Genomic DNA, 13,829 nt, shown 5'->3' on the forward strand with positions numbered 1-13,829 from the left:
GCCGGGGGGCGAGGCTTGGTTTACCCCGGTTTGCATGGGTGACACGCCGATTCTCGATGGTGACGGCATCGAGCCGATCAACCTGCGCGACGCGCTGGAAGAGCGGTACCTTGCCTATGCGCTCTCGACCATCATGCACCGCGCATTGCCGGATGTGCGCGACGGGCTGAAACCCGTTCACCGCCGGCTGCTCTACGCCATGCGCCTGCTGAAGCTCGATCCCGACCAGGGCTTCAAGAAGTGCGCGCGTGTCGTCGGCGACGTCATCGGTAAATACCACCCCCACGGCGACCAGGCGGTCTACGATGCGCTGGTGCGGTTGGCGCAGTCATTTGCCCAGCGCTACCCGCTGGTCGACGGGCAGGGCAACTTCGGCAATATCGACGGCGATAACGCCGCCGCCATGCGCTATACCGAGGCGCGGCTGACCGAGGTCGCCAAGATCATTCTCGACGGCCTTGACGAAGACGCCGTCGATTTCCGCGAGACCTATGACGGCGAAGACCGCGAGCCGATCGTTCTGCCGGGCGGCTTCCCGAACCTGCTGGCCAACGGCTCGCAGGGCATTGCCGTCGGCATGGCGACGTCGATCCCGCCCCACAATGCCGCCGAGCTGTGCGATGCGGCCCTGCTGCTGATTGAAAATCCCGAGGCGACGACGGCTGAACTCGTCGAGCGCGTTCCGGGACCGGATTTCCCGACAGGCGGCGTCATCGTGGAGCCGAAAGACCAGATCTTCGAGGCCTACGAGACCGGGCGTGGCGGCTTCCGGGTGCGGGCTGCGTGGCACAAGGAAGAAACCGGGCGGGGGACCTACGTCCTTGTCGTCACCGAGATTCCGTACCTCGTCCAGAAGTCGCGGCTGATCGAGAAGATCGCCGACCTCATCACCGAAAAGAAGATACCGCTTCTGGCCGATGTGCGCGACGAATCCGCAGAAGACGTGCGCATCGTGCTGGAGCCAAAGAGCCGGTCCGTCGATGCCGACCTTTTGATGGCCTCGCTGTTCCGCCTCTCGGACCTTGAGTCGCGCATCTCGCTCAACATGAACGTGCTGACGCGCGGCAAGGTGCCCAACGTCATCGGCCTGAAACAGGCCTTGAAGGAATGGCTGGACCACCGCCGCGAGGTGCTGCTGCGCCGTGCCGCGTACCGTCTCGAACAGATCGCCAAGCGCCTCGACGTGCTCGAAGGCTATCTCGTCGCCTATCTCAACCTGGATGAAGTGATCCGCATCATCCGCGAGGAAGACGAGCCGAAGGCAACGCTGATCGCGACCTTCAACCTGACGGACACGCAGGCCGAAGCCATCCTCAACATGCGCCTGCGCTCGCTGCGCAAGCTCGAGGAAATGGAGATCCGCCGCGAGCACAAGTCGCTGACCGGCGAGCAGGCCAACCTGCGCACCCTGCAGGGCGACGAAAAGCTGCAATGGACCCGCATCGGCGAGCAGATCGCCGAAGTGCGCGGCAAGTTCGGCCCGGATACGGAGCTTGGCCGCCGCCGTTCCGGTTTCGGCGAGGCCGGCAACATGGACATCGACGTTGCCGAGGCCATGATCGAGCGCGAGCCGATCACCGTCGTGCTGTCGGACAAGGGCTGGATCCGGGCCATGAAGGGGCACATCACTGATGTCTCCAACCTGCAGTTCAAGGCCGAAGACAAGCTGGCGCGCGCCTTCCACGCGCAGACGACCGACAAGATCCTGCTGTTTGCCGAGGATGGCCGGTTCTTCACGCTTGCCGCCGACAAGCTGCCCGGCGGGCGCGGCACCGGCGAGCCGGTCTCGCTGATGGTCGATTTCCCGGAGAACGCCAGCATCGTGGCAGCTTTCGTCCACGATCCCGCGCGCAAGCTGCTTGTCGCCAGCGCCGAAGGGCGTGGCTTCATCGTGCCGGAAAAGGACGTCGTCGCCATGACCCGCAAGGGGCGGCAGGTGCTTAACGTCTCCGGCAGCACGCCTGCAAAGATCTGCGTGCCGGTGACCGGCGACCATGCCGCGATCCTCGGCGACAACCGCAAGCTGCTCGTCTTCCCGCTCGATCAACTGACAGAGATGTCGCGCGGCAAGGGCGTGCGCCTCCAAAAGTACAAGGATGGCGGTGTTGCCGACATTCGCTGTTTCACCGGCGCAGACGGGCTGACGTGGAGCGACCCGGCGGGCCGCACCTTCACGCGCAGCCTCGAGGAACTGGCCGAATGGCGCGGTGAACGCGCGCAGGCAGGCCGCATGGTTCCGCAAGGCTTCCCGCGCGCCAACCGCTTCGGGCCGGATGCGCTGGACGGATTGTCAGCAAAAGGCTGAGTGCGTCTCGAACTCGGGCAGCGGCTCCAGCGGATCGCCTTCGGCATCGACTTCGCGCCAGCCGCCCGGCAGCAGGTGTTCCTGCGGGCGAAAGCCGATCTTGTAGCCCATCTTGTCTGAATCCCGGACCCAGTAGCCAAGATAGACGAAGGGCAGGCCACGCTTCCTTGCCCGCTCGATATGGTCGAGGATCATGAACGTGCCGAGGCTGCGCGCGGCGAGGTCTGTGTCGAAGAACGAGTAGACCATCGACAACCCGTCATGCAGTTCGTCTGTCAGCGCGCAGGCGTAGAGCGCGCCCTGTCCAAGCCCGGTGATGGCGCTGTCGGGACCGCGTCCCCGGTAGGCAATGAGACGGCTGGTGACGGGGCTGTCCTCGACCATCATGCCGTAGTCCAGCACCGACATGTCGGCCATGCCGCCGCCGTCATGGCGCGACAGCAGGTAGTCGCGAAACAGCGCATACTGCTCGGCATCGGAGATCGGCGCCCGATCCTCGCCGATGATGTCGCGGTTCTTCTTCAACAGGCGCTTGTGGCTGCGGGTCGGCTCGAATTCATCCACGCGGATGCGCACGGACACGCAGGCGCGGCACCCCTCGCAGGCCGGGCGATAGGCAATCGACTGGCTGCGGCGGAATCCGCCCTGGGTGAGAATATCGTTGAGTTCGGGAGCGCGCTCGCCTGCAAGCTGCGTGAACACCTTGCGCTCGTACCGGCCCGGCAGATACGGGCACGGCGTGGGAGCCGTCAGGTAGAATTGCGGCGCTCCGGGTGAAATCCTGCTCATACTGAACAATGTCCTGAAAAGACTGCTCGGATTCAAGCTCAGATAGCGAGCACGAACGGCGCGGCAATGGAGAACGTCAGCCACATGAGCAGGACAAGCGGTACGCCGGCTTTCAGGAAGTCTGCGAACTTGTAGTGCCCCGGCGCCATGACGAGCAGGTTCGTCTGGTAGCCGATGGGCGTTGCGAAGGAGCAATTGGCCGCAAGGATCACCGTCATCACGAATGGATGCGGGTCGATGCCCAGTTCCAGCGCTGCGGTCACCGCGATGGGCGTGAACAGAACGGCGGTGGCATTGTTCGACAAGATGTTGGTGAAGATCGCGATGGTGATGAACAGGGCCGACAGCAGAACCGCGGTCGGCGCGCCGGAAAACGTCTCCACAATGCCGTGGGCCACCAATTGCGCGCCGCCCGTTGCCTCCAACGCGGTTGCCATTGCGAGCGCCGATCCGACCAGCAGATAGATGCGCCGGTCAAAGGCGCGCGCTGCCTGATGCACGTTGAGGCAGCCGGCGATGACCATCGCGATGGCGCCTGCAAGGGCTGCCAGCACCAGCGGCACCATTTCCGTGGCAGCAAGCGCGACGGTCACGGCAAAGATCGCGATGCCCCATGCCGCGCGGTTGTTGATCGGGACTTCCTCCGCCGACCATTCCAGCAGGATGACATCGCGGTTAAGCCGCAGGCGGGCGATGTCGTCGCGCTGCCCGCCGACGAGGAGAACGTCGCCCGGCTCCATGCGAATGTCGCCGATGCGCACCCGCGTCATGCGGCTCTGGCGCTGGAAGCCGAGAACGAAGCAGCCGGTGGTTGCGGCGAGCGAAGCCGTCTCGATGGTGCGCCCCGCAAGGCGCGAACCCGGCGCGACGACGGCTTCCGCGACGATGACGTGGTTGCTTCCCTGCGGAGCAGGGTCGTCGTCCAGTTGGTCGGGGTTGATGAGCTGCTGGCGGCCGCGCATCGAGTCGGCGAGCGTCTGGCGCGTCGCCGCGACGATCAGGGTGTCGCCACTGGCAAGCTCGACATCCTCGTATGGCGGCAGGATGTTTTGCGGGCCTCGCTGGACCATCAGCACCGTCATGCCCTTCAGCTGCGGAAACATGCCGGCGGCGGACTTCGCCCCGACGAGAAAATGGTCGTTGTCGATGCGGATGCGCACCACGAACTGCTTGCCCGCCTTGTCGCCGCCGGCGACCTCCTGCATCAGCGAGGCGCGGGGCTTCAGCATCGGCGGCATCGCGAACAGCACGTAGGCAATGCCCACCAGCACCAGCGGCATGGCGACGGGCGTGATCTCGAAGAAGGTAATGCGGTCGAGGCCCATGTCGCGGGCGACGCCGGCGACCAGCAGGTTCGTTGAGGAACCGATCAGCGTCAGGCTGCCGCCGAGGATGGCGATGAAGGACAGCGGCATCATGAACCGGCTGGCCGGGATGCGGGAGCGAGAGCCGATGGCCGCCAAGACCGGCAAGACGATCACCACAAGCGGCGTGTTATTCATGAAGGCCGAAAGGGCGCCGGCTGCGATCAGCAGCGAGGCGATGGTCAGCTTCGGGCTGGTCACCGCCTTGTTGGACAGCTTGCGCGTGATGCCGTCTATGGCCCCGGTCTGGAACAGTCCCTGACCGACGACGAGCAGCGAAAGAACGGTAATGAGCGCCGGATTGGCGAACCCGGCCAGCAGCACTTCCGGCGAAACCAGCACGCCGCCGGGACCCGGCAGCGGGAACAGCGTGAACAGGGTGATCAGCGCGACAACCGTCGCCAGTGCCGTGATCTCGATGGCGATTCGTTCGAGCGTGAAGCCCACCATCGCGACCGCGATGATGGCGAACGCCGCCCACATGTGCGCCATTGATGTCATGCCCGCTCCCCGCCGCACCGGTTCATGACCGGCACGCCATAGTGCAGGTCGAAGGCGGTGGCCTGCAATGCACCTTGGGGTTTGAAGCTCAGATGACGGTTTCCGGCGGCAGGCGCGGATCGACGCGACTGACCTGCATCCCGTGGCCGACGAGGGCTTCGACGACCTCGCCGACGTGATTCTCGCCGCGGGTTTCCACCGTCAGGTCCACGGTCGCGCGGGTCGCGGGCACGTTCAGGAGCATGCGCTGATGCTCGACCTCGAGAATGTTCGCGCCGGTTTCGCCGATGATCGTGGTGATGCGCCCAAGCATGCCGGGGCGGTCGAGAACCGTGACCCGCAGCGACACGATGCGATTCTGACGCTCCAGGGCGCGCAAGGTGATGGCTGAGAGCTTGCGCAGGTCGATGTTGCCGCCGCACAGGATCAGGCCGACCTTCTTGCCCCGGAAGCGGTCCGGCGCGCTCATCAGCGCGGCAAGACCCGCCGCACCGGCCCCTTCTGCCATGGTCTTCTGCATCGCGAGAAAGGCGTAGATCGCCGCCTCGATGGCGTCCTCGTCGACGAGTATCACGTCCTCCGCCAGCGCGCCGGCGATCTCCACGGCCATGGGCGATGGGCGCTTCACGGCGATGCCTTCGGCCAGCGTATCGCCGCCGCAATCGGCCTTCTCACCGCGCAGGGCCGCAGCGAGCGAGGGATAGAGCGCGGTCTGCACCGGATGGATTTCGATTTCGGGGTTGCGCGCTTTCGCCGCCACCGCGATGCCGGACAGCAGCCCGCCGCCGCCAACCGGCACGACGATGCAATCGAGGTCGGGGACGTCGTCGAGCATTTCCAACGCGACGGTGCCCTGACCGGCCATGACGGCGAGATCGTCGTATGGGTGGATGCGCACGAGATTGCGCTCGTCCATGAGCGATTGCATCACGGCTTCGCAGTCGAAAACCGTCTCGCCCTCCAGCACGACCTCGGCACCCCACTGGCGGGTGGCGGCAACCTTGGAGAACGGTGTCGTCTTCGGCATGACGATGGTCGAGGCGATGCCGAGCCGCGCGGCATGTCGCGCCACGGCCTGCGCGTGGTTGCCGGCGGACATGGCGACGACGCCGCGGGCGCGCTCGCTCTCGTCCAGCAGGGAGAGGCGGTTGGCTGCACCACGCTCCTTGAAGGCGTTCGTCGTCTGGAGGTTCTCGTACTTGACGATGACGTCCGCACCGGTCTCGTCGGACAGCTGCGGGGAGGGAACACAGGGGGTGTGCAGGATCGCATCGGCGATGCGCTCACGCGCGGCCTCAATGTCCTGAATCGTCAGCGGCAACGAGGTCATGGCCGAGCGTGCTCCAATGTTCGAGCAGCGCGCAGGGCGCGCAGGGAGAGGGCTAGATCGCACCGTCTTTCAGCATCCGCGCAACGCGCGGCGCGAAATAGGTCAGCACGCCGTCGGCACCGGCGCGGCGGAAGGCGAGCAGGCTTTCGACCATCGCGCGTTCGCCGTCGATCCAGCCATTGCGGGCGGCCGCTTCGATCATCGCGAATTCACCGGACACCTGGTAGGCGAATGTCGGCAGGCCGAACGTGTCCTTCAGGCGGTAGATGATGTCGAGATAGGGCATGCCCGGCTTGACCATGATCATGTCCGCGCCCTCGGCGATGTCCAACTCGGCTTCCACGAGCGCTTCGGCCGCGTTGCACGGGTCCATCTGGTAGGTGCGCTTGTCGCCGATCAGCGTCGAATTGGTGCTGATCGCGTCGCGGAACGGGCCGTAGAAGGCGGAGGCGAACTTCGCCGTATAGGCCATGACCTGGATATCGTCATGGCCGGAATTCTCCAGCGCCTCGCGGATCGCGCCGACGCGCCCGTCCATCATGTCGGAGGGCGCAATGATGTCGCAGCCGGCATCGACCTGCACCAGCGCCTGTTCGACAAGCCGGGCAACCGTCTCGTCGTTGAGAATGCGGGCACCGGCCATCAGCCCGTCATGGCCGTGGGAGGTGTAGGGGTCGAGCGCGACGTCGGTGATGATGCCGACCTGCGGCGCGGCTTCCTTGATCGCGCGGCAGGCGCGGCACACGAGGTTCTTCGGGTTCAGGGCTTCCGAACCGGTTTCATCGCGCAGGGACGGCGGCGTGTTGGGGAAGACGGCAATCGCCGGGATGCCGAGTTCGACGGCTTCCTCAGCGGCGCGAACCGCTTCATCGACGCTGAGGCGCTCCACGCCCGGCATGGAATCGACCGGCTCGCGCGTGCCCGAACCTTCCGTGACGAAGATTGGCCAGATAAGGTCGTCGGCGCTCAGGCGGGCCTCGCGCACCATCCGGCGCGACCAGTCGGACTTGCGGTTGCGGCGCAGCCGCCGCCCGCCGGTAATCCGGTTCACGTCGGCCTTGGCGGCGCGTTTCTCGTCCCGCGATTGCATGTTCATGTCGCACGTCCTGCGCAGTTGTCGAGCGCACGTTCTAGCAGGCAAGCCCCTGCGCTGTCATGCGCGGGCGCAAACCCCGCGACAATCGGCCAGCATTGCAAGCATGTGCGCTCAATCGTTGACGCGGTGCGCGCGCGCGGCTTACTCCTTGCCCTCCGACGCGCGGGAGGACGCAAGGCGGGAATGGACTTTTCACTGACCGAAGAACAGGCCGCGTTTCGCGAGGCCGCTGCCGCCTTTGCCGAGGGCGAGATGGCGCCGCACGCGGAAGCATGGGACCGCGACTGCATTTTCCCGGTCGAGGCGCTGCGCGCCGGTGCAGCGCTGGGCTTCGGCGGCATCTACGTTCGCGAGGACGTCGGCGGCTCCGGTTTGGGTCGGCTCGACGCTGCGCTCATCTTCGAGGAATTGTCGAAGGGCTGCACGTCGACCTCGGCCTATATCTCCATCCACAACATGGCCGCGTGGATGATCGACCGCTTCGGCAATGACGACCTGCGCCAGCGCTATCTGCCCGGCCTGACCTCGATGCAGACCTTTGCCTCCTACTGCTTGACGGAACCAGGGGCTGGGTCGGACGCGGCATCGCTCGCCACCAAGGCCGTGCGCGATGGCGACCACTACGTGCTGAACGGGCAGAAGGCATTCATCTCCGGCGGCGGCGCGTCGGATGCCTATGTCTGCATGGTGCGCACCGGGGACGCCGGCCCGCGCGGAATTTCCTGCATCGTCGTCGACAAGGATGCGCCGGGGCTTTCCTTCGGCGCGCAGGAAAAGAAGCTCGGGTGGCACAGCCAGCCGACGGCTGCCGTCATCTTCGAGGATTGCCGGGTTCCAGTGACAAATCTCGTCGGCAACGAGGGCGACGGCTTCAAAATCGCCATGGCGGGGCTGGACGGGGGGCGCATCAACATCGCGGCCTGTTCGCTCGGCGCGGCACAGGCCTGCCTCGACAAGACCGTTGCCTATATGGGCGAGCGCAAGCAGTTCGGATCGAGCCTCGACACGTTCCAGGCGCTGCGCTTTCGCGTCGCCGACATGGCGACCGATCTGGATGCCGCGCGCCTGATGGTGCATCGCGCAGCCCAGATGCTGGACGACGACCACCCCGACAAGACCGTGACGGCGGCCAAGGCCAAGCGCCTTGCAACCGATACCGGGTTCAATGTCGTCAACGAGGCATTGCAACTGCACGGTGGCTACGGCTACCTCGCCGATTACGGCATCGAGCGGTACCTGCGCGACGTGCGGGTTCACCAGATCCTAGAAGGCACGAACGAGGTGATGCGGCTCATCATCTCGCGGGACGTATTCGGACGATGAGCGCAAACCATTCCACAGATGAAGTGCTGTTCTCAAACGAGGGCAACGCCGGTCTCATCACCATCAACCGCCCCAAGCATCTCAATGCGCTGAGTTCCGGCATTGTCGATGCCATGCGCGCGCAGCTGGAAGTGTGGGCGGGCGAAGACGCCGTGCGCCACGTCATCATCAAGGCGGGCGAGGGGCGCGCTTTCAGCGCCGGCGGCGACGTGCGCCAGCTCTACGACTGGGGCATGGCCGGTGACCCGATGGCGTTGAAGTTCTACGCCGACGAGTATCGCCTCAATACCTATATCAAGCGCTTTCCCAAGCCCTACATCGCGCTCATCGACGGCATCGTCATGGGCGGTGGCGTCGGCGTCAGCATTCATGGGTCGCACCGGGTCGCTGGCGACAACATCTCCTTTGCGATGCCGGAGACGGGCATCGGCCTGTTTCCCGATGTCGGCGGCACCTACTTCCTGCCGCGCCTGCCGGGCGAGACGGGCACCTATCTCGGCCTGACCGGACAGCGCGTGGGGCAGGGGGACGCACTGGCGCTCGGTCTTGCGACCCACGCAGTCCCGTCCGAGAGGTTCGCAGGGCTTGAGAAGTCGCTTTATGCAGCGCGCGGGCTCGACCAGGTGATCGCGAACTTCGCGACCCAGCCGCCGGAGGGCAAGATCGGGCCGCTGCGCGAAGCCATCGACCGTTGCTTCAGCGCGCCAAGCGTCGAGGAGATCATAACGCGGCTGGAATCCGACGCCGAAACGGCTTTCGGCGAGAAGACCGCCGCCATCCTCAAGACCAAGTCGCCCACCAGCCTCAAGATCACGCTGCGCCAGCTCCGCGAAGGCAAGACGCTGCCGTTCGAGGACTGCATGCGGCTGGAATACCGGATCGTGAACCGGATACTCGAAGCCAACGAGTTCTTCGAAGGCGTGCGCGCGCTCATCATCGACAAGGACAACAAGCCGGCCTGGCAGCCGCCGCGGCTTGAAGATGTGTCGGAGAGCGAGGTTTCGCGCTACTTCGAACCGCTCGAACACGAACTGGAGTTGCCGTGAAGGCGCGCCGTGCATTCCGCTTTTCCGAGGAGCGTCCGCTCGGACCCCTCGCCATGTTGTGGTCGATGCGGCTGCTGGCGCTCGTCTTCCTCGTTCAGGGCCTGTCCTACTGGGGCACCCTCATCGGCTATGACAGCGATGCGGCGGGTTTTGAGAACCTGCCGATCCAGTGGCAGGTGGTTACCGTCTATTTCGCGGTGCTGATGGTGGTTGCCGCCGTGGGGCTGTGGTTTGCGTCCGGGTGGGGTGTCGCGACCTGGCTCTTCGTCGCGGTGACCGAGCTGGTGATGCATCTCGGCTTTCCCGATCTCTTCGGTGAGAACTGGAACGCGGTCGTATTCAACGCCTGCTGCATCATTGCCTATATCGGCTTTGCGCGCTGGGCGGGCTCGCCGGAAAACACGATGTCGCGGTATCGTCTGCCGCAGGACTAGCAGACGCGCCGGCAAAGGCGCGCAGCGGAGGAGAACGAGATGGCGAAAGTCGCATTCATCGGTCTTGGCAACATGGGCTTTCCCATGGCGCAGAATCTCATCAAGGCAGGCCACGAGGTCACCGGCAGCGACTTGAGCCAGCCGCGCCTCAAGGAACTCGGCGAGGCGGGCGGCAAGGCTGCGGACTCGGCCGTCGACGCGGTGCGCGATGCCGACGTTGTCGTCACCATGCTGCCTTCGGGCCGCGAGGTCGCGCAGCTCTACCTCGGCGAGGGCGGGCTGCTGGCTGTCGCGCCGCGCGGGACGCTGTTCATCGATTCCTCCACCATTGACGTGGAAACTGCGCGCCGGGTCGCCGATGCCGCATCGGGCGCCGGGCAGCGCCTGGTCGATGCGCCGGTTTCCGGTGGCGTGGGCGGCGCGCAGGCCGGCACGCTCACCTTCATGGTGGGCGGACCCGACGACGCCTTCGAGGCGGCAAAGCCGTTCCTCGAGATCATGGGCCGCACAATCGTGCATGCCGGCGGGGCGGGTAACGGGCAGGCCGCCAAGATCTGCAACAACATGATCCTCGGTATTTCCATGATCGGCGTGTGCGAGGCGTTCGTGCTGGCCGAGAAGCTCGGCCTCGATCACCAGAAGCTCTACGACATCTCGTCGACCGCGTCGGGCCAGTGCTGGTCGCTCACGACCTATTGCCCGGTGCCCGGCCCGGTGCCCACGTCTCCGGCCAACAAGGACTACCAGGCGGGCTTCACCGCGGCGATGATGCTGAAGGACTTAAAGCTTGCGCAGGGTGCGGCATCCACCGCAGGCGCGACGACCCCGATGGGCGCTGCCGCCACGCAGGCCTACAACATGTTCGTCGGGGCGGGAAACGCAGGCGTGGATTTCTCCGGAATCATTCGCTTTTTACGCGGTTCGGAAGGTGATGCTTAAGAAAATCCAACCGACAGGTAGAAAAAAATAACGCTTTTCCGATTCATGGCATTTTAAGCTTGTGGCTTAAGGTCGCCTTCAAAGCCGCTGGGTATAGTCATCACCAGAAGCGGGGACACATCCGCTCATCAAACAGTGAGGCTATACAATGGATATGATGATCGGGGTGGCCGAAAAGGCCGCGCACGAAGAACATGAGGGCGAGCTTCGCCCGAAATACCTTGAAGCACTTGCGCTGATCGAGCGGCTCCACCGCCGCCTTCTGGACGTGATCAAGGACGAGTTCGAGCGCAAGGGCCGCGACGATGTCAATGCCGTTCAGGCGCTGCTGCTTTACAACATCGGGGGCAAGGAGCTGACCGCCAGCGAATTGCGTTCGCGTGGCTACTATCTCGGCTCCAACGTCTCCTACAACGTGAAGAAGCTGGTCGAACTCGGCTATCTCCACCATCAGCGTTCCACGGTCGATCGCCGCACGGTGCGCATCAGCCTGACGCAGAAGGGCCAGGCGGTCTCCGACATGATCGCCGAACTCTACAGCCGTCACCTGCAGTCGATCGACGCGGTCGGCGGGCTAGGGCACCCGGAATTCGCGGGCCTCAACAAGTCCCTGCAGAAGCTGGAGCGCTTCTGGACCGATCAGATTCTCTACAAGCTGTAGAGCCAGACTTTACGCATCATCTGCAATGGAAACCCGCCGGGCACGCCGCCCGGCGGGTTTTCCTGTTTGGCCCGCCCCATTGCCGCCAAAAACACGGCGCAAGAGGGCAACACTGAAGGCAGACGCGGTGGCCGAGTCGGGCAAACCGTGGTAGCCAGAGAATATTGTGATCGAGACGGCCTTGAGCGCGTCGCGGCATTGCCTAGTTTGCAAGTGAATGCCAGCGCATTATCGGCTGTCGGTAAGGCCCGCTTTCGGGGCCATTTGCGTGAACAACCGTTTTACTGCCCGCGCAAGGCGTCGCAACGCCGGCGGGAACGAGGGGCTCGATAGCTTACCAATGAACTTTCCCAGGCTTGCTTCGCTTCGACTGACCGGATTCCTTGCTGCTACGGCCGTGGCCGCGGGCGCGCTGCTGGGTGCACAGGCGCATGCCGCCGACGACGCATCGCAGGTGATCATCGATTACAGCGTCGGTGACACGAAGGCAGCCTACGAGGAGAAATCGCGCGAACTTGAGGCGCGATTGGCTGCAACCCCACCAATCCTGTCGCAGCAGACGGTCTATTTCACGCAGATCGCAATCAGCAAGTACGAGCAGATTGCCCGCAAGGGCGGCTGGGTCGAGATCGACACGGGCGACATCCTGCGCATCGGCATGAACAATCCGGCCGTCGCCTACGTGCGTCAGCGGCTGATCGCCAGTGGCGACCTCAATCCTGCTTACAACGCGTCCCACATCTTCGACATTCCGCTTCAGGCGGCGGTGCGCAACTTCCAGCTGCGCCACGGCCTGTTTACCGACGGCGCCGTCGGTCGCGAGACGCTCGCCGCCATGAACGTGCCGGTCGAGAAGCGTATCCAGCAGCTTCGCACCAACCTGATCCGGTTGAACTCCATGAGCGGTGACCTCGGTGACCGCTACGTGATGGTCAACATTCCAGGCGCGGAGATCGAGGCGGTGCAGGGCACCACGGTTGTCTCCCGCCACACGGCCGTCGTCGGCAAGATCGACCGTCCGTCGCCGCTGGTGACGAGCAAGATCAGCCAGATCAACTTCAACCCGTTCTGGCACGCGCCCAAGTCCATCGTGGAACGTGACATCATTCCGCGGATGCAGAAGGACCCTGAATACCTGACGCGCTACAAGATCCGTATCTATGACGCGCAGGGCAACGAGATCGACCCCAAGATGGTCGACTGGAATTCCAACGAGGCGGTTTCCTACCTGCTGCGGCAGGACCCGGGCGACCTCAACTCAATGGGTTCGATCCGCATCAACTTCGCCAACAAGCACGCGGTGTACCTGCACGACACGCCGCAGAAGTCGCTGTTCGGCTCCAACTACCGCTTCCACTCCTCGGGCTGCGTGCGCGTGTCAGACGTGCGCGAACTGGTGACGTGGCTGCTTGAACCCAACGGTGACTATCCGCGGCCGGTCGTGGACAGCGTGATTTCCTCCGGCGAGCGGGTGGACGTCAACCTGTCCCAGCCGACGCGCATCTACATGACCTACATCACTGCATGGGGCACGCCGGACGGCGTCGTTCACTTCCGTCCGGACGTCTACAAGCGTGATGCGGCAGGCGACCTCGCCATCGCCGGTCAGGACAGCTGACGCGAAGGCGATGGGGCAGGGGCCTCGCGCGGGACGCGGTTCGCCGGGGCACTCCGGTGAAATCATTCTCGAATTCACGTCAGTCGGTAATATGGTCCGGGTGGTGGCAGTCGATGCCGCCTCCGGCCTCGAGACCATGATCATGGGTCCCGCCAACGCGGCGCGCGCCGACCTTGAGCGCGTTGCCGTCCGCAAGCTGAAAATGATGCTCGCCAAGCGCTGACACACGCAGCGAAATCCCACCGAATCCTTGCGGTTTCACGTCGCGGGAAAAAGACTTTTTGCCGCAATACGGATATGCGGCTTGTGTTTTTTTCGGCATTCAACTGGTAATTGCCCGTAGTGGCCGCGATGGGAGGCGGCCCTCCCTTGCGTGCGCGCACCCGTTTTCGCGCGCCGAAGGGCCCCGGAGCGTCCAGACAA

The 13,829-nt window shown here is 64.5% G+C and carries 12 protein-coding genes; 8 read left to right on the forward strand and 4 right to left on the reverse strand.

What is annotated here, in order from left to right; all coding sequences use genetic code 11:
• Positions 1-34 precede the first annotated feature (34 nt).
• The gene (gene parC, locus ACKTEK_RS06010) at positions 35-2,305 is read left to right on the forward strand and encodes a DNA topoisomerase IV subunit A (RefSeq protein ID WP_409164330.1); all 2,271 of its coding nucleotides are present in this window, start codon (positions 35-37) and stop codon (positions 2,303-2,305) included.
• On the opposite strand, the gene ACKTEK_RS06015 is transcribed toward parC, so the two are convergent.
• From ACKTEK_RS06015 to hemB, 4 genes are all read right to left on the reverse strand, one after another.
• Positions 2,291-3,094 carry an arginyltransferase gene (locus tag ACKTEK_RS06015; RefSeq protein WP_409164331.1) on the reverse strand — a complete coding sequence of 268 codons (804 nt, stop codon included), beginning with the start codon at positions 3,092-3,094 and terminating at the stop codon, positions 2,291-2,293. The genes parC and ACKTEK_RS06015 overlap by 15 nt on opposite strands.
• A gap of 38 nt (positions 3,095-3,132) precedes the next feature.
• Positions 3,133-4,959 carry an SLC13 family permease gene (locus ACKTEK_RS06020; protein WP_409164332.1) on the reverse strand — a complete coding sequence of 609 codons (1,827 nt, stop codon included), beginning with the start codon at positions 4,957-4,959 and terminating at the stop codon, positions 3,133-3,135.
• 88 nt (positions 4,960-5,047) lie between these two features.
• Complete coding sequence (locus ACKTEK_RS06025; protein ID WP_409164333.1) at positions 5,048-6,289, reverse strand: threonine ammonia-lyase; 1,242 nt, start codon at positions 6,287-6,289, stop codon at positions 5,048-5,050.
• Between the two features lie 52 nt (positions 6,290-6,341).
• Complete coding sequence (gene hemB, locus ACKTEK_RS06030; protein WP_409164897.1) at positions 6,342-7,379, reverse strand: porphobilinogen synthase; 1,038 nt, start codon at positions 7,377-7,379, stop codon at positions 6,342-6,344.
• A 189-nt stretch (positions 7,380-7,568) separates the two neighbouring features.
• Here hemB and ACKTEK_RS06035 point away from each other — a divergent pair, with 189 nt between their 5' ends.
• The 7 genes from ACKTEK_RS06035 to ACKTEK_RS06065 all read left to right on the forward strand — a co-directional run bounded on the left by ACKTEK_RS06035 (position 7,569) and on the right by ACKTEK_RS06065 (position 13,629).
• The gene (locus ACKTEK_RS06035) at positions 7,569-8,708 is read left to right on the forward strand and encodes an acyl-CoA dehydrogenase family protein (RefSeq protein ID WP_409164334.1); all 1,140 of its coding nucleotides are present in this window, start codon (positions 7,569-7,571) and stop codon (positions 8,706-8,708) included.
• Positions 8,705-9,754 (forward strand): enoyl-CoA hydratase/isomerase family protein, encoded by a 1,050-nt coding sequence (locus tag ACKTEK_RS06040; protein WP_409164335.1) that lies wholly within the window; start codon positions 8,705-8,707, stop codon positions 9,752-9,754. Before ACKTEK_RS06035 ends, ACKTEK_RS06040 begins: the two co-directional genes overlap by 4 nt.
• A complete protein-coding gene (locus tag ACKTEK_RS06045; protein ID WP_409164336.1) occupies positions 9,751-10,188 on the forward strand; it encodes a DUF6163 family protein in 438 nt (145 codons plus the stop codon). The genes ACKTEK_RS06040 and ACKTEK_RS06045 overlap by 4 nt, the downstream gene beginning before the upstream one ends.
• Before the next feature lie 39 nt (positions 10,189-10,227).
• Positions 10,228-11,127 (forward strand): 3-hydroxyisobutyrate dehydrogenase, encoded by a 900-nt coding sequence (gene mmsB / locus ACKTEK_RS06050; RefSeq protein ID WP_409164337.1) that lies wholly within the window; start codon positions 10,228-10,230, stop codon positions 11,125-11,127.
• Positions 11,128-11,284: 157 nt separating this feature from the next.
• Positions 11,285-11,788, forward strand: a complete 504-nt coding sequence (ldtR, locus tag ACKTEK_RS06055) for a transcriptional regulator LdtR (protein ID WP_409164898.1) — start codon at positions 11,285-11,287, stop codon at positions 11,786-11,788.
• 340 nt (positions 11,789-12,128) lie between these two features.
• Positions 12,129-13,406: a murein L,D-transpeptidase gene (locus ACKTEK_RS06060; RefSeq protein ID WP_409164338.1), complete on the forward strand. Its 1,278-nt coding sequence runs from the start codon at positions 12,129-12,131 to the stop codon at positions 13,404-13,406.
• A gap of 91 nt (positions 13,407-13,497) precedes the next feature.
• The gene (locus ACKTEK_RS06065) at positions 13,498-13,629 is read left to right on the forward strand and encodes a DUF6898 family protein (protein ID WP_409164899.1); all 132 of its coding nucleotides are present in this window, start codon (positions 13,498-13,500) and stop codon (positions 13,627-13,629) included.
• Positions 13,630-13,829 lie beyond the last annotated feature (200 nt).

Origin of the sequence: Tepidamorphus sp. 3E244 (genome assembly GCF_046159835.1) — a bacterium.
Taxonomy (GTDB): domain Bacteria; phylum Pseudomonadota; class Alphaproteobacteria; order Rhizobiales; family Tepidamorphaceae; genus JACKJK01.

Excerpts from the sequence above, each read along its gene's own strand:
- parC (WP_409164330.1), top strand. The coding sequence starts at position 35 with ATGGGTGACACGCCGATTCTCGATGGTGACGGCATCGAGCCGATCAAC.
- ACKTEK_RS06015 (WP_409164331.1), bottom strand. The coding sequence starts at position 3,094 with ATGAGCAGGATTTCACCCGGAGCGCCGCAATTCTACCTGACGGCTCCC.
- ACKTEK_RS06020 (WP_409164332.1), bottom strand. The coding sequence starts at position 4,959 with ATGACATCAATGGCGCACATGTGGGCGGCGTTCGCCATCATCGCGGTC.
- ACKTEK_RS06025 (WP_409164333.1), bottom strand. The coding sequence starts at position 6,289 with ATGACCTCGTTGCCGCTGACGATTCAGGACATTGAGGCCGCGCGTGAG.
- hemB (WP_409164897.1), bottom strand. The coding sequence starts at position 7,379 with ATGCAATCGCGGGACGAGAAACGCGCCGCCAAGGCCGACGTGAACCGG.
- ACKTEK_RS06035 (WP_409164334.1), top strand. The coding sequence starts at position 7,569 with ATGGACTTTTCACTGACCGAAGAACAGGCCGCGTTTCGCGAGGCCGCT.
- ACKTEK_RS06040 (WP_409164335.1), top strand. The coding sequence starts at position 8,705 with ATGAGCGCAAACCATTCCACAGATGAAGTGCTGTTCTCAAACGAGGGC.
- mmsB (WP_409164337.1), top strand. The coding sequence starts at position 10,228 with ATGGCGAAAGTCGCATTCATCGGTCTTGGCAACATGGGCTTTCCCATG.
- ldtR (WP_409164898.1), top strand. The coding sequence starts at position 11,285 with ATGATCGGGGTGGCCGAAAAGGCCGCGCACGAAGAACATGAGGGCGAG.
- ACKTEK_RS06060 (WP_409164338.1), top strand. The coding sequence starts at position 12,129 with ATGAACTTTCCCAGGCTTGCTTCGCTTCGACTGACCGGATTCCTTGCT.
- ACKTEK_RS06065 (WP_409164899.1), top strand. The coding sequence starts at position 13,498 with ATGGTCCGGGTGGTGGCAGTCGATGCCGCCTCCGGCCTCGAGACCATG.